Annotated in this window: 16 protein-coding genes; 10 read left to right on the forward strand and 6 right to left on the reverse strand. The window is 72.8% G+C overall.

Annotation, left to right across the window (positions count from 1 at the left end):
* Positions 1-37 precede the first annotated feature (37 nt).
* From ABZY12_RS11450 to ABZY12_RS11460, 3 genes are all read right to left on the reverse strand, one after another.
* A complete protein-coding gene (locus tag ABZY12_RS11450) occupies positions 38-1,666 on the reverse strand; it encodes a penicillin-binding transpeptidase domain-containing protein (RefSeq protein WP_356889076.1) in 1,629 nt (542 codons plus the stop codon).
* A gap of 33 nt (positions 1,667-1,699) precedes the next feature.
* Positions 1,700-3,388: an FAD-dependent monooxygenase gene (locus ABZY12_RS11455; RefSeq protein WP_356889077.1), complete on the reverse strand. Its 1,689-nt coding sequence runs from the start codon at positions 3,386-3,388 to the stop codon at positions 1,700-1,702.
* 91 nt (positions 3,389-3,479) lie between these two features.
* Positions 3,480-4,589, reverse strand: coding sequence for an alkene reductase (locus ABZY12_RS11460; RefSeq protein WP_356889078.1), 1,110 nt, complete (start codon positions 4,587-4,589; stop codon positions 3,480-3,482).
* A 67-nt stretch (positions 4,590-4,656) separates the two neighbouring features.
* On the opposite strand from ABZY12_RS11460, the gene ABZY12_RS11465 reads away from it, so the two are divergent.
* Positions 4,657-5,043, forward strand: coding sequence for a MerR family transcriptional regulator (locus ABZY12_RS11465; RefSeq protein ID WP_356889079.1), 387 nt, complete (start codon positions 4,657-4,659; stop codon positions 5,041-5,043).
* Here ABZY12_RS11465 and ABZY12_RS11470 read toward each other — a convergent pair.
* Positions 5,040-6,782, reverse strand: a complete 1,743-nt coding sequence (locus ABZY12_RS11470; protein ID WP_356889080.1) for a phospholipid carrier-dependent glycosyltransferase — start codon at positions 6,780-6,782, stop codon at positions 5,040-5,042. The two genes, ABZY12_RS11465 and ABZY12_RS11470, sit on opposite strands and share 4 nt — an antisense overlap.
* Before the next feature lie 52 nt (positions 6,783-6,834).
* On the opposite strand from ABZY12_RS11470, the gene rsmI reads away from it, so the two are divergent.
* The 6 genes from rsmI to ABZY12_RS11500 all read left to right on the forward strand — a co-directional run bounded on the left by rsmI (position 6,835) and on the right by ABZY12_RS11500 (position 12,605).
* Complete coding sequence (rsmI, locus tag ABZY12_RS11475; RefSeq protein WP_356889081.1) at positions 6,835-7,722, forward strand: 16S rRNA (cytidine(1402)-2'-O)-methyltransferase; 888 nt, start codon at positions 6,835-6,837, stop codon at positions 7,720-7,722.
* A 140-nt stretch (positions 7,723-7,862) separates the two neighbouring features.
* Positions 7,863-8,366 carry a hypothetical protein gene (locus ABZY12_RS11480; protein ID WP_356889082.1) on the forward strand — a complete coding sequence of 168 codons (504 nt, stop codon included), beginning with the start codon at positions 7,863-7,865 and terminating at the stop codon, positions 8,364-8,366.
* 163 nt (positions 8,367-8,529) lie between these two features.
* Positions 8,530-9,399: a TatD family hydrolase gene (locus ABZY12_RS11485; protein ID WP_356889083.1), complete on the forward strand. Its 870-nt coding sequence runs from the start codon at positions 8,530-8,532 to the stop codon at positions 9,397-9,399.
* 82 nt (positions 9,400-9,481) lie between these two features.
* Entirely contained in the window at positions 9,482-10,783 is a 1,302-nt protein-coding gene (locus ABZY12_RS11490; RefSeq protein WP_356889084.1) for a ubiquitin-like domain-containing protein, read from the forward strand.
* Positions 10,780-11,652, forward strand: a complete 873-nt coding sequence (rsmA, locus tag ABZY12_RS11495; RefSeq protein ID WP_356889085.1) for a 16S rRNA (adenine(1518)-N(6)/adenine(1519)-N(6))-dimethyltransferase RsmA — start codon at positions 10,780-10,782, stop codon at positions 11,650-11,652. Before ABZY12_RS11490 ends, rsmA begins: the two co-directional genes overlap by 4 nt.
* 11 nt (positions 11,653-11,663) lie before the next feature.
* The gene (locus tag ABZY12_RS11500; RefSeq protein ID WP_356889182.1) at positions 11,664-12,605 is read left to right on the forward strand and encodes a 4-(cytidine 5'-diphospho)-2-C-methyl-D-erythritol kinase; all 942 of its coding nucleotides are present in this window, start codon (positions 11,664-11,666) and stop codon (positions 12,603-12,605) included.
* On the opposite strand, the gene ABZY12_RS11505 is transcribed toward ABZY12_RS11500, so the two are convergent.
* On the reverse strand, positions 12,602-13,627 hold the full coding sequence (locus tag ABZY12_RS11505) for a hypothetical protein (RefSeq protein ID WP_356889086.1): 1,026 nt from the start codon (positions 13,625-13,627) through the stop codon (positions 12,602-12,604). The genes ABZY12_RS11500 and ABZY12_RS11505 overlap by 4 nt on opposite strands.
* 268 nt (positions 13,628-13,895) lie before the next feature.
* On the opposite strand from ABZY12_RS11505, the gene ABZY12_RS11510 reads away from it, so the two are divergent.
* Positions 13,896-15,278, forward strand: coding sequence for an acyltransferase (locus tag ABZY12_RS11510; protein ID WP_356889087.1), 1,383 nt, complete (start codon positions 13,896-13,898; stop codon positions 15,276-15,278).
* On the opposite strand, the gene ABZY12_RS11515 is transcribed toward ABZY12_RS11510, so the two are convergent.
* The gene (locus ABZY12_RS11515; RefSeq protein ID WP_356889088.1) at positions 15,275-16,342 is read right to left on the reverse strand and encodes a hypothetical protein; all 1,068 of its coding nucleotides are present in this window, start codon (positions 16,340-16,342) and stop codon (positions 15,275-15,277) included. The genes ABZY12_RS11510 and ABZY12_RS11515 overlap by 4 nt on opposite strands.
* Positions 16,343-16,453: 111 nt before the next feature.
* Between ABZY12_RS11515 and ABZY12_RS11520 the strand changes: the two genes are divergently transcribed.
* Positions 16,454-18,268, forward strand: coding sequence for an ABC-F family ATP-binding cassette domain-containing protein (locus ABZY12_RS11520; RefSeq protein WP_356889089.1), 1,815 nt, complete (start codon positions 16,454-16,456; stop codon positions 18,266-18,268).
* Positions 18,269-18,379: 111 nt separating this feature from the next.
* Positions 18,380-20,221 (forward strand): PQQ-binding-like beta-propeller repeat protein, encoded by a 1,842-nt coding sequence (locus tag ABZY12_RS11525; RefSeq protein ID WP_356889090.1) that lies wholly within the window; start codon positions 18,380-18,382, stop codon positions 20,219-20,221.
* The last annotated feature ends 15 nt before the right edge of the window (positions 20,222-20,236 follow it).

Genomic DNA, 20,236 nt, shown 5'->3' on the forward strand with positions numbered 1-20,236 from the left:
CGGGAGGCCGCCCCGCCGGTAGCGGCGCTCACCGCCGCTACCCGGCCTTCAGCACGCTCGCCATCACCGGGCCCGCCGCGTCCCCGCCGTGCCCGCCCTCCTGGACGACGGCCGCGGCGGCGAGGTCGTCGGAGAAGCCGGTGAACCAGCTGTTGGACGTGGACTGCCCGCCCACCTCGGCCGATCCCGTCTTGGCGCCCTTGTCACCGCCGACACCGGCCATCGCCTTCGCACCGGTGCCGCCGGTCGCGGTGAGCCGCATCATGTCGCGCAGCTGCCGGGCCACGGAGCCGGGCAGCGCGCGGGACGCGGTGGCGAACGTCCGGTCGTCCAGGTCCCTGGCCACGAGGAACGGCTGCCTGAACGTTCCGTCCTTCGTGGTCGCGGCGATCGAGGCGATGTTGAGCACGTTCATCTGGACGGTGCCCTGACCGATGTACTGGGCGGCCGCCTCACCGCCCGTCTCCGCCGGGACGCTGCCGTCGAAGGACGGGATCCCGGTCTGCCAGTCGAGGCCGATCCCGAAGACGTCCCGGGCCTCCTTGCCGAGCGCCGCGTCGTCCCCGACGTCGTCGATCTTCTTGATGAAGGCGGTGTTGCAGGACTGGGCGAAGCTCATCGAGAAGGGGACGTTCCCGAGCTCGAACTCCCGCAGGTTGTGGAAACCGCGTCCGTAGTACATCGCGTTCTTCGGGCACTCGGTGGCCCGGTCCGCCTTCACCAGCCCCTTCTCCAGGAGCAGCGCGGCGGTGACGATCTTCAGGGTCGAGCCGGGCGCCTGCTTGCCGAGGAAGGCCGTGTTGTAGCCGGCCGCCGGGCTGTTGGCGACGGCGCGGATCTCGCCCGTCGACGGCCTGACCGCGACCACCGACGCCTGCCCGTACCGCGCCACCGCCCGCTCCGCGGCCGCCTGGACACCCGCGTCGATGGTCGTCCTCAGCTCGCCCGCCTCACCTTTGGCGAGGGTCAGCAGGGTGGTGTTCGCGACGCCCTCGGTGGGGCTCTCGATCCAGGTCTCGACCCCGGGCGTCCCGCCCGCCCGCGCCCCGTACTTCTCGCGGAGCTGGTCGAGGATCGGCCCGAGCGAGGGGTACTTCTCCTTCGTCAGCTCGACGCCCTTACGGTCGACGGCCTTGACGGCGGCGTTCTTCGCCGTCCCCGTCTGGAGGGTCGTGCCCTTGGTGAGCTTCGGGTGGATGACGGCCGGCGTCCAGTCCACCAGCGGCCGCCCGGTGGTCAGCCCGCGCACCACGGTCAGCTCCGAGGCGTACGTCCAGGGCACCGACCGCCCCTCGTACGTCACGGTGGCGCTGACCGTGAACGGCACCTTGGCGCCGACGGCCGCGCCGGGGGTGATGACGGCCTTGGAGACCTTCGCCCCCTCGCGATGGTTGAGCACGGCGGGCCCCGCCTCGACCGGGTCGTCGGTCGACTGCGCGGCCCGGTCCGACTCCCCGGCCGCCCAGGCGTCGAGGAACTCCTTGGCGGTCGCCGTGACCTCGTCCTCGGTGACGGGCCCGGTCCGTCTCTCCTCGGCCCCCGCCCGAGAACTCACCCCGGACCCACCGCTGATCCCGTTCCAGAGGTTGTAACCCCCGTACCCCACACCGCTCGCGACGACGACGAAGACTCCCCCGACCATCGCGACCTTGACTCCACTGCGCATCTCGGCGCTCCCCTCCCCAGGTGGTCGCCGCAGTCAAGCAGCCGCCGCACCCGGGTGTCGAGCGACATCCGGGCGTGCGGACAGGGTCGCGAGGTAGCCGGAGAGGGCCGCCGCGGTGTCGGCGAGGGGGAAGCGGGCACCGAGCTGCCCGTCCGGGCGGATCACGAATCCGGTCGGTCCCTCCGGACGGTAGAGCCGGGCGAACTCCCCCGCCGCGTCGCGGTATACGGGGACGCCCAGCGTGCCGGGCGTGGCCGGGACGGCGTCCCGGTCGAAGACGGCGATGGCCTCGAGGCCGGCCTCTCGACCGGCCGCGCCCGCCGCACCTGCCGCGTCCGACAGGTCGGCGGTGCGGGCCGCGTAGAGAAGCACCAGGTGTCCGGTGCGGCCGCGCAGGACGTCGAGCAGGCGCAGCGGATAGGTGGCGACGGGGGAGGTCAGGCCGGCGCAGTCCGGGGCCCGGTCGCCCGGCTGGGGCGCGTCGCCGGGCCCGTACGCGCCGCCGACCAGGGGGCCGCCCCGGTAGCCGACGAGCAGCTGGGCCTCTCGGAGGATCGGGGTCCGGGGGTCGTCGGGGTCGGCCGCGAAGCCCTGGGTGGCGTGCCGGACGGTGCGGCCGACGACCTCCTCGCCGACCGGGCGGCGTTCGGCGTCGTAGCCGGCGAGCAGGGCCGGACCGGCCTCCCCGTGGACGACGAGGGCGAGTTTCCAGGCCAGGTTGCAGGCGTCCTGGATCCCGGTGTTCATGCCCTGGGCGCCGGTGGGCGGGTGGATGTGGGCGGCGTCGCCCGCGACGAACACCCGGCCGTCGCCGTAACGGTCGACGATCCGGTGGCTGATGCGAAAGACGGAGGACCAGCGCATGCGGGAGAGGGTGGCCTGCCGGGGCGCGAGACGGTCGACGACGGCCTGGATGTGGGACAGCTCGGGGGCGCGGCTGCCCTCCAGGCCGTGCACGACACCGTCGCCTCGCGCGGGTGCCCGGTCCGCCGCCGCCCGCGTGGAGAGTTCGGACGGGACCAGCATCGACATGCGATAGCGGCTCGCGCCGGGCAGCGGAATGCAGACCAGCACGTCGTCGGTGGAGCCGTCGTCGGCGCGGTGGACGGAGCGTACGCCGAAACCGTGCGGCAGGTCCCAGTCCGCCTCGACGTCGGCCAGCATGTACTCCTCGGGGAACGCGCCGCCTGCGAAGGAGAGGCCCAGACCCTTGCGTACGGTGCTGTGCGCGCCGTCGCAGCCGATCAGGTACCGGACACGGACCTCCTCGTCGGCGCCCGAGGCGGTACGCAGCCGGGCGGTGACCCCGTTCGCGTCCTGGTCGAACGACAACAGCTCGGTGCCGCGTTCGATGGCCGTACCGAGGCCGGCGACGTACTCCTCCAGAAGGCGCTCGGTCTCGTACTGCGGCAGCGCGGCGAATCCGTAGGGCACCTCGGGCGGCAGGGTGAGGTCGATCCGGGGCTGCTCGCGGCCGTTGACGTACATCAGCTGCCCCCGTATCGGAACGGCAGCCTCCAGGACGGTGCGGGCCAGGCCCATCCGGTCCCAGATCTCCAGGGTGCGGGGCTGGATGCCGACCGCTTTGGCGTACGGCGGCCGGGCCGGCAGCCGGTCGACGAGCCGGCAGCGCACCCCGCGACGGCGGAGTTCGGCGGCCGCGCTCAGCCCGACCGGCCCGGCGCCGGCGATCAGTACGTCGGTGGTGTACGGGCGTGCCATGGGTGCCTCCCCGTGCCTGGCCTGACCCCGACCGGTTTCCCTCCATGGTCACCCTCCGACCCGCCCCCGGCGAGGCGGACGCCGCCCCTGCTCAGGCGCAGGCGTCGGCCAGCGTGGGGTAGTCGGTGTACCCGGTCTCCCCGCCCACGTACATCATGTGCCGGTCGCGCACCTGGTTGAGCGGTGCACCGATGCGAAGGCGTTCGACCAGGTCGGGGTTGGCCAGGAAGGCGCGGCCGAGCGCGATCAGGTCCGCCCCCTCGGCCAAGAGCCGCTCGCCCGCCAGTCGGCCGCCGTCGGCGGGCAGGGGCTGCCCCCACCCGAGGGCCGGATTGGCGATCAGCGTGCCCTGCCAGCGCTTCCGGAGGTCCTGGTAGAGAGGCTGGTCGGGGTCGGCGAACTCGATGTGCAGGTAGGCCGGGCCCGTGTCCGCGAGGGCGTCGACGAGAGCCGGATAGATCCGCTCGGTGTCGCCCTCGTCGATGCCGTTGAAGGTGGCTTCGGGGGAGATGCGCAGGCCCACGCGTTCGGGGCCGATGGCTTCGGCGACCGCTCGGACCACCTCGATCACGAAGCGGACGCGGCCCGCCGGCGGGCCGCCGTAGCCGTCGGTGCGGTGGTTGGTGTCCTGGGCCATGAACTGGTGGAGGAGTTGGCCGTTGGCCGCGTGGACCTCCACGCCGGCGAAGCCGGCGTCGCGGGCGTTGCGGGCGGCGGCGGCGAAGTCGGCGACGGTGGACCGGATGTCGTCGAGGGTCATCTCGCGCGGTACGACGGCGGCCTGGCGCCCGCTGGGGGTGTGGATCGTCTCCGGGAGCGGGATCGGCGAGGGCGCGACCGGGGTCAGGCCGCTGTTGTCGGGGTGTCCGACCCGGCCGCCGTGCTGCAGTTGCAGGAACATCCGGCCACCCCTTTCTCGCACCGCTTCGGTCACGCCGCGCCATCCGGCCACGTGCGCCTGGTCGTAGATGGCGGGGATGTGGGGGTAGGTCCGCCCCACGGCGTTCGGCGTGGACGCCTCGGCGATGATCAGCCCCGCGGAGGCGCGCTGGGCGTAGTAGGTGGCCATGATCGGCGTCGGGGTGCCGTCGGCTCCGGCGCGATTGCGGGTCAACGGGGCCATCACCAGACGGTTGGGGAGGCGCAGGGGGCCGAGGCGGGCGGGTTCGAACAGACCGGATACACCGTGTGCGTGCGTCATGCCGGTACGGTAAAAGTTGACATCAGCGTCAGGTTCAATACCCGTGGTCGACAGGGCGAGGTGGGGCATGCGGATCGGTGAACTGGCGCGGCGCACTGCGGTGAGCGAGCGTTCCCTGCGCTATTACGAGACGCAGGGGCTGCTGAGGGCCGAGCGCACCCCCGGCGGGCACCGCGAGTACGGCGAGTGGGCGGTCGACCGGGTCGTCCACATCCAGGCGCTCTACGCCGCGGGGCTGACCAGCGGGAAGATCGCGCAACTGCTCCCCTGCATGCGGGACGGGGACGGCACCCCGAACGAGGTCGCCACGCCGCGCCTGGTCGACGAACTCACCGCCGAGCGGGACCGCATCGACGGAATGATCACCGACCTGATCCGGTCCCGCGACGTCCTGGACGACGTCATCGCCACGGCATCGGCCGGCGTGCCCGCCCCCGCCGCCTCCCGTCCCTAGACCCAGGTGTCGAGCCACATCCGATTGCGCCACTGGTCCATCGGGATCGACGTGCCCGTGTACAGCGGCCAGAAATAGATGAAGTTCCAGATGATGAGCAGAACCAGAACTCCGGCGCCCACCGCCCCGAATGTCCGCCGCCTTTCCGAGGAGCCCCGCGGGCCCACCATCGCCCCGATCATCATCGTCACGGCGAGACACAGGAACGGCACGAAGACCACCGCGTAGAAAAGGAAGATCGTGCGTTCCTGGTAGAGGAACCACGGCACCCAGCCCGCCGCGATGCCGCAGGCGATCGCGCCCGCCCGCCAGTCGCGGCGGAAGAACCAGCGCCACAGGATGTAAAGGATCGCGAAGCACGCGGCCCACCACAGCAGGGGCGTGCCGAGGGCCAGGACCTCCTGGGCGCACTTCTCCGTGGCGTTCGCGGGGCAGCCCGCCTCGCCCGGTGAGGGGCTCTCGTAGAAGTACGAGACGGGCCGGCCCAGGACGATCCAGCTCCACGGGTTCGACTCGTACGTGTGGTGCGAGGTCAGACTGACGTGGAAGTTGTAGACCTCGGTCTCGTAGTGCCAGAGGCTCCGCAGCCAGTCCGGCAGCCACGCCCAGAAACCGCCGCCCGTCAGCTTGTCCTGCTCGGCCGCCCAGTTGCGGAAATACCCCTTGTCCGAGGCGATCCAGCCCGTCCAGGTGGCGAGGTAGGTGAGGATCGCGACCGGGACCACCGAGACGAACGCCGGCACCAGGTCCCGCTGGAACACCGCGAGATACGGGCGGACCGCGCCCGCCGTGCGCCGCCCGCCCGCGTCCCACAGCACCGCCATCAGACCGAACGCGGCCATGATGTAGAGGCCGTTCCACTTCGTGGCGAACGCCAGACCCAGCATCACCCCGGCCGCGAGCCGCCACGGCCGCCACCCGAGCCGCAGCGTCTCCGCGACCTCCGCGTCGGGCCGCAGCACCCCCTCCTCGTCCTCCGGGAGCGCCGCCGCCAGCCGTCGCCGCGCCCAGTCCCGGTCGACCAGCAGACACCCGAACGACGCGAGGACGAAGAACATCAACACCTGGTCGAGCAGCGCCGTACGGCTCATCACGAAGTGCAGACCGTCCACCGCGAGCAGCGTGCCCGCCAGACAGCCCAGGAACGTCGAGCGGAACAACCGCCGGCCGATCCGGCAGAGCATCAGCACCGACAGCGTGCCGAGCAGCGCCACCATGAAACGCCAGCCGAACGGCGTGAAGTCGAACAGCTTCTCGCCGACGCCGATGACCCACTTGCCCATCGGCGGATGGACCACATAGCCGGGCTCCGTCGGGATCACGACCGACCCCGGGTCCGTCAGGATCGTCTTGTCGACGTCCTTCGGCCACGCCCCCTCGTACCCCTGGTTGATCAGCGCCCAGGAGTCCTTGGCGTAGTACGTCTCGTCGAATATCACCGCGTGCGGCTTGCCCAGGTTCCAGAACCGCAGCAGCCCCGCGAACGCCGCCACCAGCAGCGGACCGCCCCAGGCGGCCAGCCGCCACAGCCGGTCCGCGCCGCCCGGCGAGATCCCGAGCAGCGACCACAGCCGCTCCGACGGCCGGGTGTACGGCGGTACGAGACGCTCCCGCAGCCCGGGCCCGGCGGCGCTCCCGGCCGCGGGCGCGTAGCCGAAGCGCCGCAGGCGCTGCTGCCACGACGGGGGCTCTTCCACGGCGTGCTGACCCTGCAGGGCCTCAGGTGCGGTACTGGTCACCGCGCCATCGTAGGGAACGCGCCTGTGCGAGTCGCCTGTCCGGGCTGCGAGGATGACCCATGTGACAGGAACGCTGGTACTTGCAGGGACACCCATCGGGGAGATCGCGGACGCCCCGCCGAGGCTCGCGGCGGAGCTCCAGACCGCCGACATCGTGGCGGCGGAGGACACCCGGCGGCTCCGCGGCCTGACCCGCGCCCTCGGCGTGCACACCTCGGGACGGGTCGTCTCCTACTTCGAGGGCAACGAGTCCGCCCGTACGCCCGAACTGGTGGAGGCGCTGGCGGGCGGCGCCCGGGTGCTGCTCGTCACCGACGCGGGCATGCCGTCCGTCTCCGACCCCGGCTACCGCCTGGTCGCCGCCGCCGTCGAACGCGACATCAAGGTCACCGCGGTCCCCGGGCCCTCCGCCGTGCTGACCGCCCTCGCCCTGTCCGGGCTGCCCGTGGACCGTTTCTGCTTCGAGGGCTTCCTGCCCCGCAAGGCCGGTGAGCGGCTCGGTCGGCTCCGCGAGGTCGCGGACGAGCGCCGCACCCTCGTCTACTTCGAGGCGCCCCACCGGCTCGACGACACCCTCGCCGCGATGGCCGAGGTCTTCGGCGCCGAGCGCCGCGCCGCCGTCTGCCGCGAGCTGACCAAGACGTACGAGGAGGTCAAGCGGGGCCCGCTGGGCGAACTGGCCGCGTGGGCCGCCGAGGGCGTACGGGGCGAGATCACCGTCGTCGTCGAGGGCGCCCCGGCCGCCGAGCCCGCCGAGCTCGACGCGGAGGAGCTGGTGCGCAGGGTGCGGGTGCGCGAGGAGGCGGGGGAGCGGCGCAAGGAGGCGATCGCGGCGGTCGCCGCCGAGGCGGGCCTGCCCAAGCGCGAGGTGTTCGACGCCGTCGTCGCGGCGAAGAACGCGGCCGCGTCAGGCCCTGGGAACGGTAAAGGTCTATCGTGAAAGGCAAAGCTGAACCCGCGCGGCGGGCCTCCTGAGGGCCTTCGGGCAAGGGAAGGCCAAAGGGCTTTCCAATGTTCGAGCGGCGCTGATGCGCTCCGGCCCGAAAAGGCGTCCACTGGACCCAGTGGAGAGGAGCTGGCATGAGCGAGATCACCGGCACCGGGATCACCGTCGCGCATGAGGCGTACGCCTTCGCGTGCATGCGCTGCGGTTACGGCTGGGAGCAGGCGTACGACATCGAGCACCACATCGACGCCGCCGGACAGGAATTCATCGTCTACAAGGCCGACGGCGAGCGGGTCCCGTCCCCGTTGTCGAGCCCGACCTGCGTGAACTGCGGCGGTCATGTCGTCCGCATCATGAAGGCGGGCCAGGTGTCCTCGGTGCTCGACTCGTGGGAACAGGCCCACCACCCGCACGAGCCCCGGCCCGAGAGGCGCCCGGCCCCCGCGGGCCCCATCGGCCCGGCGGGCCCGATCGGCCAGGACCTTGAGCGGGGCCAGGTACGGGAGGGGCGCAGGAGTACGGAGCGCGCCAAGCGGCCGGAACGGGACGCTCCGGGACCGGTCCACGTGGACACCCCCCAGGAACCCCGCCACCGGCACCTGTCGGACCTCTTCCACCGCAAGCCGCCTGCCACGTAGGGCGCGCCTGTTCCAGATCCCCGGCCACGTAGGCCCTGCCCGGATCCCCCGGCCACGGCCTGCCCGGCCCTGGTCCGTCGGCCCCGTACGGCCTGCTCCTGATCCGCCGGACAGGCCCTGGCCCGCCGCGAGTGACCGCGTGACCCCTCGTACGATCGGGGTCATGAGTTCCAAGGACGCCCCGCCGCCGCTGCCCGAGCCCCTGCTGGTGCCGGTGGCGGACTCGCACACCCACCTGGACATGCAGTCCGGCACCGTCGAGGAGGCCCTCACCAAGGCCGCCGCCGTCGGCGTCACGACCGTCGTGCAGGTGGGCTGCGACATCAAGGGCTCCCAGTGGGCCGCCGAGACCGCCGCCGCGCACGACAACGTCCACGCCGCCGTCGCCCTGCACCCCAACGAGGCGCCCCGGATCGTCCTCGGCGATCCCGACGGCTGGTCCCGGCAGGGCGCCCGCGAGGCCGGAGGGGACGCGGCGCTCGACGACGCGCTCGGCGAGATCGACCGGCTCGCCGCACTGCCGTACGTCCGTGCCGTCGGCGAGACCGGGCTCGACCACTTCCGTACCGGCCCCGAGGGGATGGCCGCCCAGGAGCACTCCTTCCGCGCCCACATCGAGATCGCCAAGCGGCACGGCAAGGCCCTCGTCATCCACGACCGCGAGGCCCACGCCGACGTGCTGCGGATCCTCGACGAGGAGGGGGCGCCCGAGCGGACCGTGTTCCACTGCTACTCCGGCGACGCCGACATGGCCCGGATCTGCGCCGCGAAGGGCTACTACATGTCCTTCGCGGGCAACGTGACCTTCAAGAACGCCCAACCGCTGCGCGACGCCCTCGCCGTCGCCCCGGCCGAGCTGGTCCTGGTCGAGACGGACGCCCCGTTCCTGACCCCGGCGCCCTACCGGGGCCGGCCCAACGCCCCGTACCTCGTCCCCGTCACCGTCCGCGCCATGGCCACGGTCCGCGACATCGGCGAGGACGAGATGTGCGCGGCCATCGCCGCCAACACCGCCGCCGCCTTCGATTACTGACGGATAACCGCTGAATAACTGTTACGGGGGGTAGTCGAGTCGCTTTGGAGAGTGACCGGGCCTCCGCTAGGGTCCCGGCCTCGTGAGCACTTCCCAGGGCAGTCACCGAGCCGCGCGCGGCGGACACAGGGCCGCGGCGCTGCCCGTCCACGAGCAGCCGACCCAGGCGGCGCCGCTCGTCGTCCCCGGCCAGGCCCCCGCCCCTGTCCCCGCTCCCGCGACCCGGGTCGAGGCCCGGCGGGCCCGGCGGGCCGGGCGGTCAGGTCGCCGCCGCAAGGCGGCCCCGCCCGCCGGCGAGGGCCTGCGGCGCCTCGTCCCGCAGGCCCTCGTCGTCGCCTTCCTGGCCGGCGGCACCAGCGCCTTCGTCGCCGACGACAAGGCCGTCCGGCTCTCCGTCGACGGCGTCCCGCGCACCCTGCACACCTTCGCCGACGACGTCGACGAACTCCTCGCCGACGAGGGCCTGGCCATCGGCGCCCACGACATCGTCGCCCCCGCCCCCGGCGAGGCCCTGGAGAGCGAGGACGAGATCGTCGTCCGCTACGGCAGGCCCGTCGCCCTCACCCTCGACGGTCAGCGCCGCCAGGTGTGGACCACCGCGCTGACCGTCGAGGACGCCCTGGGCCGGCTCGGTGTCCGCGCCGAGGGCGCGTACCTCTCCGTCTCCCGCTCGGCGCCCATCTCCCGCCAGGGCCTCGCCCTGGACGTCCGCACCGAACGGACGGTCACCTTCCTCGCCGACGGGCGCGAGCGGACCCTGCGCACCAACGCCGCCACCGTCCGCGAGGCCGTCGAGCAGGCCGGGATCACCCTCTCCGGCCAGGACACCACCTCCGTACCGCCCGGCTCCTTCCCGCGCGACGGGCAGACGATCACCGTCATGCGGATCACCGGCACCAAGGAGGTATGGGAGGAGTCCATCCCGTACGCCGTCGAGCGCACCCGTGACCCCGATCTGTTCGCCGGCACCGAAGTCGTCGAACGGCAGGGCGTGCAGGGCGTACGCCGGGTCACCTACGCGGTGCGGACCGTCAACGGTGTCCGGCAGAGGCCGAGGAAGATCGGCGAGGAGATCGTCCGCGAGCCCGTCACGCAGAGGGTGAGGGTCGGCACCCGGCGGCTGCCCACGTCGGTGGCGGGCGCGGAGGGGCTCGACTGGGACGCGCTCGCCGCCTGCGAGTCCGGCGGGCGGCCGAACGCCGTCGACCCGTCGGGGACGTACGGCGGGCTCTACCAGTTCGACCCCGGCACATGGCGCGCCCTCGGCGGCAGCGGAGTCGCCCAGGACGCGCCCGCCTCGGAACAGACGTACCGGGCGAAGAAGCTCTACGTGCAGCGGGGGGCGAGTCCGTGGCCCCACTGCGGCCGTAGGCTGTACCGGTGAGCACCACCACCGGCCCCGAAAGCCCCGACGCCCTCCTCGGCCCCGCCGACATCCGTGAGCTGGCCGCCGCCCTCGGCGTGCGCCCCACGAAGCAGAAGGGCCAGAACTTCGTCATCGACGCCAACACCGTTCGGCGGATCGTCCGCACGGCCGAGGTGCGCCCCGACGACGTGGTCGTGGAGGTGGGCCCGGGACTCGGGTCGCTCACCCTGGCCCTGCTGGAGGCCGCGGACCGGGTGACGGCCGTCGAGATCGACGACGTGCTGGCCGGCGCGCTGCCGGCGACCATCGAGGCCCGCCTGCCGGGGAAGAAGGACCGCTTCGCGCTCGTCCACTCCGACGCCATGCACGTCCAGGAGCTGCCGGGCCCGCCGCCGACGGCGCTGGTCGCGAACCTGCCGTACAACGTCGCCGTGCCCGTCCTGCTGCACATGCTGGACCGCTTCCCGACGATCGAGCGCACCCTCGTCATGGTCCAGGCCGAGGTCGCCGACCGGCTCGCGGCCCGGCCCGGGAACAAGGTGTACGGCGTGCCGTCGGTCAAGGCGAACTGGTACGCCGAGGTGAAGCGGGCCGGATCGATCGGCCGCAACGTCTTCTGGCCGGCGCCGAACGTCGACTCGGGCCTGGTGTCGCTCGTCCGCCGTACGGAGCCGGTGGCCACCACCGCCTCCAAGGCGGAGGTCTTCGCGGTCGTCGACGCGGCCTTCGCGCAGCGCCGCAAGACCCTGCGGGCCGCGCTCGCCGGCTGGGCGGGCTCGCCCGCCGCCGCCGAGGAGGCGCTGGTCGCCGCGGGCATCTCCCCCCAGGCGCGCGGCGAGGCGCTGACGGTCGAGGAGTTCGCGCGGATCGCGGAGGCGAAGAAGTGAGCGGTGCGGAAGTGAGCGGTACGGAGGAGAGGCCCGCGGCCCGCACGACGACCGCCGGGGCCGTCACCGTGCGCGTGCCCGCCAAGGTCAACGTACAGCTGGCGGTCGGCGGGGCCCGCCCCGACGGCTTCCACGACCTGGCGAACGTCTTCCTCGCCGTGTCGCTGTACGACGAGGTGACGGCCACCCCCGCCGCCGAGCTGACCGTCACCTGCGAGGGCCCGGACGCCGACAAGGTCCCGCTGGACCGGACGAACCTGGCCGCGCGGGCCGCCGAGCTGCTCGCCGCGCGCCACGGCCTTTCCCCGGACGTGCACCTCCACATCGCGAAGGACATCCCCGTCGCGGGCGGCATGGCGGGCGGCAGCGCGGACGGTGCGGGCGCGCTGCTCGCCTGCGACGCGCTGTGGGGCCTGAACTCCTCGCGTGCCGAACTCCTCGACATCTGCGCCGAACTCGGCAGCGATGTGCCGTTCAGCCTGGTCGGCGGGGCGGCGCTCGGCGTCGGCCGGGGCGAGCGGCTGACGGAGCTGCCGGTGAGCGGCGCGTTCCACTGGGTCTTCGCGGTGGCGGACGGCGGCCTGTCGACCCCGGCGGTCTACGGCGAGTTCGACCGCCTCAACGACGGCGTGGACGTGCCGGAGCCGGTCGCGTCCCCTGCCCTCCTGGAGGCGCTGCGCACCGGCGACGCCACCGCGCTGGCCGCGACCCTGACCAACGACCTCCAGCCGGCCGCCGTCTCCCTGCGCCCGTCGCTGTCCGCCACCCTGGAGGCCGGCACGGCGGCCGGCGCCCTCGCGGCCCTGGTCTCGGGCTCGGGCCCGACGACGGCCTTCCTGGTGAAGGACGCGGAGGCGGCGGAAGCGGTCGCGGCCGCGCTGACCGCCTCCGGCACCTGCCGTACGGCACGCGCGGCGACGTCCCCGGCGCCGGGTGCGACGGTCCTGCCCTAGCCCTCGCCCTCGCCCTTGCTCTGGCTCAGGCGGGCGAGCAGGAGGTTCGGGTCCTTCACGGTCTCGAAGTAGGAAGCGCTCGGCACGTAGACGGTCTTGTCGTGCTTGCCGTCCTTGCCGTGTCCGTCGTGCTTGTCACGCACCGCCACGGAGGTCGGGTTGGACAGCCCGTCCCGCTCGGTGAGGACGACCTCGTGGGTGCCGTCCGGGCGCACCAGGGCGACCTCGTTGTCCTGGATCAGGGCCGCGAGGACCGTGTCACCGCGCCCGGTGAAGGCGAAGTCGTCGATCCAGTCCAGGCCGGTCGCCCGGGTCTTGATCGGGCCCGCGGACTTGTCGGGGCGTACGGGAATGCGCAGCAGCGTCCTCCGGTCGGTGTTGGACACCCACACGGCGCCGTCGTGGACCTGGACACCGTTGGCGCCCACCCCGAATCCGGCGGGAGCGGGGAGCGGCTGGAGCGCGGTTCCGGTGGCCCAGGCCGTGGGCGTGCCGCCGTCCCGCGGTACGCGCCACACGGTGCCGCGTACCGAGTCGGCGGCGTAGAGCATGCCGCACTCCTCGTCGAGGGCGAGGCCGTTGAGGAAGCCGTCGGCCGGAAGCCGGGCGATCTGGACGGGCGCGCCGCCGCCGGGGCCGATGCGCCAGATGCCGGTCTCGCTCGTCCCGGTGGCGTAGTTGACGTACAGGGTGCCGTCGTGGGCGCGCGCGATCCCCATGGCCGCGGCCGCGCCGATGACGGGGGTGTTCGGGTTCGCCACGGGGGGCAGGGTGGCGAGGATCCGTGTGGCGCCTCGCTTGTCGACGCGGGCGACCTGCCGGGCGAAGGCGAAGGACAGGTTGGCCGAGCCGTCGGGTTCGAGGGCGATGCTCTCCGGCGTCTGCCCGAGGGTGAAGTCGAAGTGGGCGACGACGCGCGGGTCCGACACCGTCGGCTCGCCGGCCGATGTCGGGCCGGACGCGAGCACGGTGAGGGCGGCGGTGGCCGTGGCGACGGCGGCCAGGCGGGGGAGTCGTGGCATGGGCCTCTCCTTGGGGCGGGGTGGGGCGGGGCGGGCACGAGGCGCCGGGGGTGTGCCCGGGCACGAGGCGCCGGGGGTGCGTGGCACCAGAAGCACTTGACGACGCGTCAGCCCGACGGGGCGGAAGCCCCGGCCGGGACTTCGCCCGCGTGGCCGAGGACATGCGGCCAGTTGGCACTGCGGGTCCGGCCGCTCCCGGCCGTACTCATCCGCCGGTTGAGTATCCGAGCCCTGACGCGGGGCCGGTGGCGGGCGGGACCGTGGCCCCATGGGAATCAGCGCTCGGGAGCTCGCCGCCGCCACGCCCGCGACGCGGGACCGGTACATCGACCTGCTGCGGGTCGCCTCGCTCGGGGTCGTCGTCCTCGGCCACTGGCTGATGGCCGTGGTGGGCGCGGACGGGCAGGTGGGCAATCTGCTGGCCGTCGTACCGGAGCTCCAGGTCGTGACCTGGGGGCTTCAGGTCATGCCCGTGTTCTTCTTCGTCGGCGGCTTCTCGCACGCCCTGGCCTACCGCTCCCGGCCCCGGTACGCGGCCTTCCTGCGGGCCCGGCTCCAGCGGCTGCTGCGGCCCACGATGGTGTTCATCGGGGTGTGGGGAGCCGTCGCGCTCACGGTCCAACTGGTCGGCGGCGACGGCGGACCGACCGGGGTCGCGCTGCGGCTGGTCGCCCAGCCGCTGTGGTTCATCGGCATCTATCTCGCGATGGTCGCTCTGACCCCGCCGCTGCTCGGGCTCCACGAGCGGTACGGCTGGGGGGCGTTCGCCGGTCTCGTCGGCGGGGCCGTCGCCGTCGACGCGCTGCGGTTCGCCGCGGGGGTGCCGTTCGTGGAGTTCCTCAACTTCGCCTTCGTCTGGCTCGCCGTCCACCAGCTCGGCTTCCTGCGCGCCGACGGGAAGATCCGCCGCCCCGGCGCTCTCGCCGCCACGGGGCTTCTCGGCGCGGGACTCCTGGTCGCCCTCGGGCCGTACCCCCTGTCGATGGTCGGGATGCCCGGCGAGAAGGTCTCCAACATGGCCCCGCCGACCCTCGCCCTGCTCTTCCACGGCCTGTGGCTCGTCGGCGCGGTCGAGCTCCTCAGGGGCCCGGGCAGCCGGTTCGTGGCCCGGGCCGGCGTCTGGCACAAGGTCGTCGCAGCCAACGGGATCGCCATGACCGCGTTCCTCTGGCACCTGACGGCGATGCTGGGCGTGTACGGCGGGATGCTCGCGCTCGACGTGCCCCTGCCCGTCCCCGCGACGGCCGCCTGGTGGCTCCACGTCCCGCTCCGGATCGCCGTGGCGATCCTCCTGACCGCCGTCCTCGTCGCCGTCTTCCGCCGCTTCGAGCAGCCCGCGCCGACCGTTCCCGCAGCGGAGACGGGCGGTCCTTCCCCGGCTTCCGGGCCGGGGGACGCCCCTCACACCGCGCTCGCCGCCATCGGCGTCACCCTCGCCCTCCTCGGCGTCCTGGGCCTGTCGATGACCGGCTTCGGAGGGCTCCTGGAGGGCCACGCGGCCACCCTGATCGCGGTGCGGATCACCGCCCCGGCGGCCGTAGCGATGGCACTGGCCGGCTGGCTGCTGGTCGAGCGGGCGGGCCGCCCGGGCCGGGCAGGGCCGGGGGACCCGACGGGCCGGGTGGGGCGGGCGGCGCGGGCCGAGGGCTAAGGGGCCCACACCTCGCCGCAGCCGTGGGCCTTCGCGGACCTCTCCGCGAAGCGCTTGAGCGCCGCACGCAGGGCCGGGTGGTCCAGGGCGATCGAGGCCTTACGTCCGTCTCCGCGCGGCACGACCTCGTAGACGGACGTGTACCCGGCGCCGGGACAGTCGGCCGCGAGCATGTAGTGGCCGTCCGCGCGGTCGCCCTTCCAGAGGGTCTCGTCGCGGAGGTAGAACCACCGGCTGCCGACGAAGGGGCCGTAGGACGCCGTGAAGCGGTACAGCTCCGGCCCCGGCGTCCCGCCGAACGTACACGTCTCGACCGGCTGGCGGCCGGTCGCGGTCTCGACCGCCGTCCGTACGCCCCAGCGGGCGGCGGTCGGCGCGTCCAGGATGCCCGCGCAGCTCCCCGACACGGCGGCGAACGGCTTGTGGTCCGAGGAGGTCACCGAGACCCCGACGTCCTCGACCGCCTTGCCGGGCGTGGCCGCGCAGCCCGTCCGCTGCGCGTACGACATCGCCGTCTTCGTCAGCACGGTCGTGAGGCGGCTCCGGGTCTCCGCCCGCGAGAAGTCCCCCCGGGCGAGGTGGGCGTCGACGGTGGCGACCAACCCGTCGCCCGACTCCGGACCGCAGTCCAGCAGCAGTGCCGCTCGCGCGCCGCGGTTGCCGTCCGCGCTTCCGCGGGGTGCGAAGTCGAACGTTCCGGTCCAGCCGTTGCCGAGCGGGGCGCCGAAGCCGTCCATGGAGGGTCCGTGGTGATCGTGCGCGGACACCACCGCCAAGGTGACGCGGACCACCCCGTCCTCGTCAGGATCGGCGTCGCGAACCTTGCACAGCCACTGTCCGCCCCTCTGGTCCCCCGACGTCGTCACCTCCGTCCCGCCGAGCAGCGCCCGCAGCTCCCCGGCAGCCAGGTCCCCGTCGCACGCCGAGTCCAGAGCGCGGTCGTGGCGCCAGGCGTCGTAGCCGCCCGACACCCAGAACAGCCCGCCCGCGACGGCGACGGCCGCCGCCGTCCAGGCGGCCGTCAGCCGGACCTTGCGACGACGCCACACGCGCTGTGCGCTCACTTCCACCCCGTGCCCCGCTCCCGAACGAGCCCCAAACGATCAGGCACGCTACCCCACCCGTTCGGCCGTCTACCCTTGGACGTCGATCGATCCCCCCGTACAGGAGTCAAAGTGGCCGTCAATCTGGTCAATGTCGAGGCTGTCAGCAAGGTGTACGGCACCCGTGCCCTGCTCGACGGTGTCTCTCTCGGCGTCTCCGAAGGGGACCGGATCGGAGTCGTCGGCCGCAACGGCGACGGCAAGACCACCCTCATCCGGATGCTCGCCAAGCTGGAGGAGGCCGACACCGGCCGGGTCACGCACAGCGGCGGGCTGCGCCTCGGGGTGCTCACCCAGCATGACTCCCTCGACCCGAAGGCCACCGTCCGGCACGAGGTCATCGGCGTCATGGCCGACCACGAGTGGGCCGGCAGCGCCAAGATCCGCGACGTGCTCACCGGGCTGTTCGGCGGGCTCGACCTGCCCGGCTTCGAGCACGGCCTGGACACCGTCATCGGCCCGCTCTCCGGCGGCGAGCGGCGCCGGATCGCGCTCGCCAAGCTCCTCATCGACGAGCAGGACCTGATCGTCCTCGACGAGCCCACCAACCACCTCGACGTCGAGGGCATCGCCTGGCTGGCCAAGCACCTCCAGGAGCGCCGCTCCGCGCTCGTCTGCGTCACCCACGACCGGTGGTTCCTCGACCAGGTCTGCACCCGCATGTGGGACGTGCAGCGCGGCACGGTCCACGAGTACGAGGGCGGCTACTCCGACTACGTCTTCGCCCGCGCCGAGCGGGAGCGCATCGCGGCGACCGAGGAGGCCAAGCGGCAGAACCTGATGCGCAAGGAGCTCGCCTGGCTGCGGCGCGGCGCCCCCGCCCGTACCTCCAAGCCCCGCTACCGCATCGAGGCCGCCAACGAGCTGATCGCCGACGTGCCGCCGCCGCGCGACACCTCCGAGCTGATGAAGTTCGCCAACGCGCGGCTGGGCAAGACCGTCTTCGACCTGGAGAACGTCACCGTCACCGCCGGGCCCAAGACGTTGCTCAAGCACCTCACCTGGCAGCTCGGCCCCGGTGACCGGATCGGCCTGGTCGGCGTCAACGGCGCCGGAAAGACCTCGCTGCTGCGCGCCCTCGCCGACGCGGCCGTCACCCAGGGCGAGAAGCAGCCCGCCGACGGGAAGATCGTCGTCGGCAGGACCGTACGGCTGGCCTACCTCTCGCAGGACGTCACCGAGCTGCCCGCCTCCCTGCGGGTCCTGGAGGCGGTCCAGCAGATCCGCGACCGGGTCGACCTCGGCAAGGGCCGGGAGATGACCGCGGGCCAGCTGTGCGAGCAGTTCGGCTTCGCCAAGGAGAAGCAGTGGACGCCGGTCGGCGACCTCTCCGGCGGTGAGCGCCGCCGCCTGCAGCTCCTTCGGCTCCTCATGGACGAGCCGAACGTCCTCTTCCTCGACGAGCCCACCAACGACCTCGACATCGAGACCCTGACCCAGTTGGAGGACCTCCTCGACGGCTGGCCGGGCTCGATGGTCGTCATCTCGCACGACCGGTTCTTCATCGAGCGCACCACGGACAAGACGTTCGCCCTCCTCGGCGACCAGACCCTGCGGATGCTGCCGCGCGGGATCGAGGAGTACCTGGAGCGCCGCCGCCGGGCGATCGAGGCGTCGGTGCCGGCACCGGCCGCCCCGGCCGCGAAGCCGGCCGCCTCCGGCAAGGCCGTCTCGGCGGCCGACGCCCGCGCCGCGAAGAAGGAACTGCAGAAGGTCGAGCGTCAGCTGGACAAGGTCTCCGACAAGGAGACGAAGCTGCACGCCCAAATCGCCGAAAACGCCACAGACTTCGAGAAGGTGGCGAAGCTGGACGCGGAGCTGCGAGAACTGGCCACGGAGCGCGAGGAGTTGGAGATGCGCTGGCTCGAACTCGCCGAGGACGCGTAACGAGGGCATCACGGGCCGGTCCTCCCTTGGGTACAAGGGGCGGACCGGTCACTTTTGCGCCATCCCCTGAGTGGTAGAAAGAAAACCCGCTCACATCAAGGGGGAACGCTGATGACCCAGCCGCCCAGCAATCAGCCGCCGGGCTTCGGAGCACCGGATCCGAACCAGGGGAACCAAGGCGTCCCGCCGATGCCGCCCACCCCGCCGCAGGCCCCGCAGACGCCGCCGTCCGCGCCCGGCCCGTACGGCGGTCAGGCCCCGCAGACGCCGCCGGCCGGCCCGTACGACCAGCCGCAGCAGCCCGGTTACGGCTACCCGCAGCAGGCGCCCCCGCCCGGTTACGGCTATCCGCAGCAGCCCGGCCAGCCGGGCCCGTACGCCCAGCAGCAGCCCGGCCCCTACGGTCAGCCGGGCCAGCCCGGTCCGTACGGTCAGCAGCAGCCCGGCCCCTACGGCGGCTACCCGGCCCAGCCGCAGTACCCGTCCGGGCCGACCCCGCCCGGCGGCAACAACCCCTTCAAGGGCAAGCCGGGCGTCATCATCGCCGCGGCCGTCGCGGGCCTGCTCGTCATCGGCGGTGGCACCTGGTTGGCCCTCAGCGGCGGCGACGAGAAGGAGCCGATCGCCAAGCCGACCGGCACCGCCACCGCCCAGCCCTCCGGCTCCGCCTCCGTCGACCAGGGCGACGGCAGCGGCGACGGGGACGGCCGCAACGGACAGGACGACCTCAACGCGGGCCGCCAGGCCGGCGAGGCCAAGATCAACTGGCTGCTCAAGAACAGCGTCGACCTGCCCAAGAACGGCTCCGACGTCTTCGGCCCGTGGATCGTCGGCGACGTCGTCGTCAAGGCCATGTACAAGGGGATCGACGGCTACAGCCTCAGCGACGGCTCCGCCAAGTGGCACCTCGACCTGCCGCACGAGCTGTGCGCCGCCCCGCCGCAGCCCGCGGCCGACGGCACCATGGTCTTCGGCGTCGAGGACAAGGACGGCGACCGCGCCAAGTGCACGGAGCTGCAGAAGGTCGACCTGAAGACCGGCAAGGCCGGCTGGAAGCGGTCCGTACCCAAGGCCACCGGCCTGTTCGCCTTCGACGACAACACCCTCGCCATCAGCGGCAACACCGTCACCGCGGCCGGCAGCAGCAGTGCGTACGGTTTCTCCCTCGCCGACGGCAAGCAGCTCTTCGCCACCCCCAGCGGCGGCTGCAAGGCCTTCGCCTTCGCGGGCGGCGAGAAGCTGATCTCCGCGGACAGCTGCCCCAGCGGTGATGTGAACAAGAAGCAGCAGCAGGTCAGCGAGGTCGACCCGAACACCGGCAAGCCCAGGTGGAGCTTCCGGCTCCAGGCCAACTGGGAGGTCGACAAGGTCTACTCCGTCAACCCGCTCGTCGTCTCCGCCACCCAGCGCGACGAGAAGAAGTGGGCGGTCTTCTCCCTCACCGCCGACGGCAAGCTGCGCTCGCAGATCCAGGGCGGCAACGACAAGTACGCCCCCAACTGCGGCGGTTCCTTCGTCGTCTTCGGCAAGAACCTCGCGGGATGCACCGGTGTCGCGGCCGACGCGAACACCTTCTACATGGCCACCGAGACCGGCTACGGCACCCCCAACGAGGTCGTCGCGTTCGATCTCAACACCGGAAAGCCCAAGTGGCGTTCGAAGGCGCCCGGCGACCAGCCCATGATCCCGCTGCGCATGGAGGGCGCGGAGGTCCTGGTGTACATCGACCCGTCGTACGACAAGGGCGGCAGCGTCGCCACCATCGCACCGACCGGCGGCGCGCCGAAGACCCTGCTCCAGCACCCGGCGGCGACGGCCCAGATCGAGAACAGCTTCTACGACGCGGGCTACGCCTACGGCAACGGCACCTTCGTGATCTCCAGCGGGCGGGTGAGCGCCAGCAACGACAAGGCGGAGAAGGAGACCAAGACGATGATGGCCTTCAGCAAGTGAGGGCTGTCCGACTCC

Origin of the sequence: Streptomyces sp. NPDC006551 (assembly GCF_040611675.1) — a bacterium.
In the GTDB taxonomy this organism is placed as follows: domain Bacteria; phylum Actinomycetota; class Actinomycetes; order Streptomycetales; family Streptomycetaceae; genus Streptomyces.

What these genes read in the sequence shown, in the direction of transcription:
- ABZY12_RS11450 (WP_356889076.1), bottom strand. Translation starts at nt 1,666, where the DNA reads ATGCGCAGTGGAGTCAAGGTCGCGATGGTCGGGGGAGTCTTCGTCGTC.
- ABZY12_RS11455 (WP_356889077.1), bottom strand. Translation starts at nt 3,388, where the DNA reads ATGGCACGCCCGTACACCACCGACGTACTGATCGCCGGCGCCGGGCCG.
- ABZY12_RS11460 (WP_356889078.1), bottom strand. Translation starts at nt 4,589, where the DNA reads ATGACGCACGCACACGGTGTATCCGGTCTGTTCGAACCCGCCCGCCTC.
- ABZY12_RS11465 (WP_356889079.1), top strand. Translation starts at nt 4,657, where the DNA reads ATGCGGATCGGTGAACTGGCGCGGCGCACTGCGGTGAGCGAGCGTTCC.
- rsmI (WP_356889081.1), top strand. Translation starts at nt 6,835, where the DNA reads ATGACCCATGTGACAGGAACGCTGGTACTTGCAGGGACACCCATCGGG.
- ABZY12_RS11480 (WP_356889082.1), top strand. Translation starts at nt 7,863, where the DNA reads ATGAGCGAGATCACCGGCACCGGGATCACCGTCGCGCATGAGGCGTAC.
- ABZY12_RS11485 (WP_356889083.1), top strand. Translation starts at nt 8,530, where the DNA reads ATGAGTTCCAAGGACGCCCCGCCGCCGCTGCCCGAGCCCCTGCTGGTG.
- ABZY12_RS11505 (WP_356889086.1), bottom strand. Translation starts at nt 13,627, where the DNA reads ATGCCACGACTCCCCCGCCTGGCCGCCGTCGCCACGGCCACCGCCGCC.
- ABZY12_RS11510 (WP_356889087.1), top strand. Translation starts at nt 13,896, where the DNA reads ATGGGAATCAGCGCTCGGGAGCTCGCCGCCGCCACGCCCGCGACGCGG.
- ABZY12_RS11525 (WP_356889090.1), top strand. Translation starts at nt 18,380, where the DNA reads ATGACCCAGCCGCCCAGCAATCAGCCGCCGGGCTTCGGAGCACCGGAT.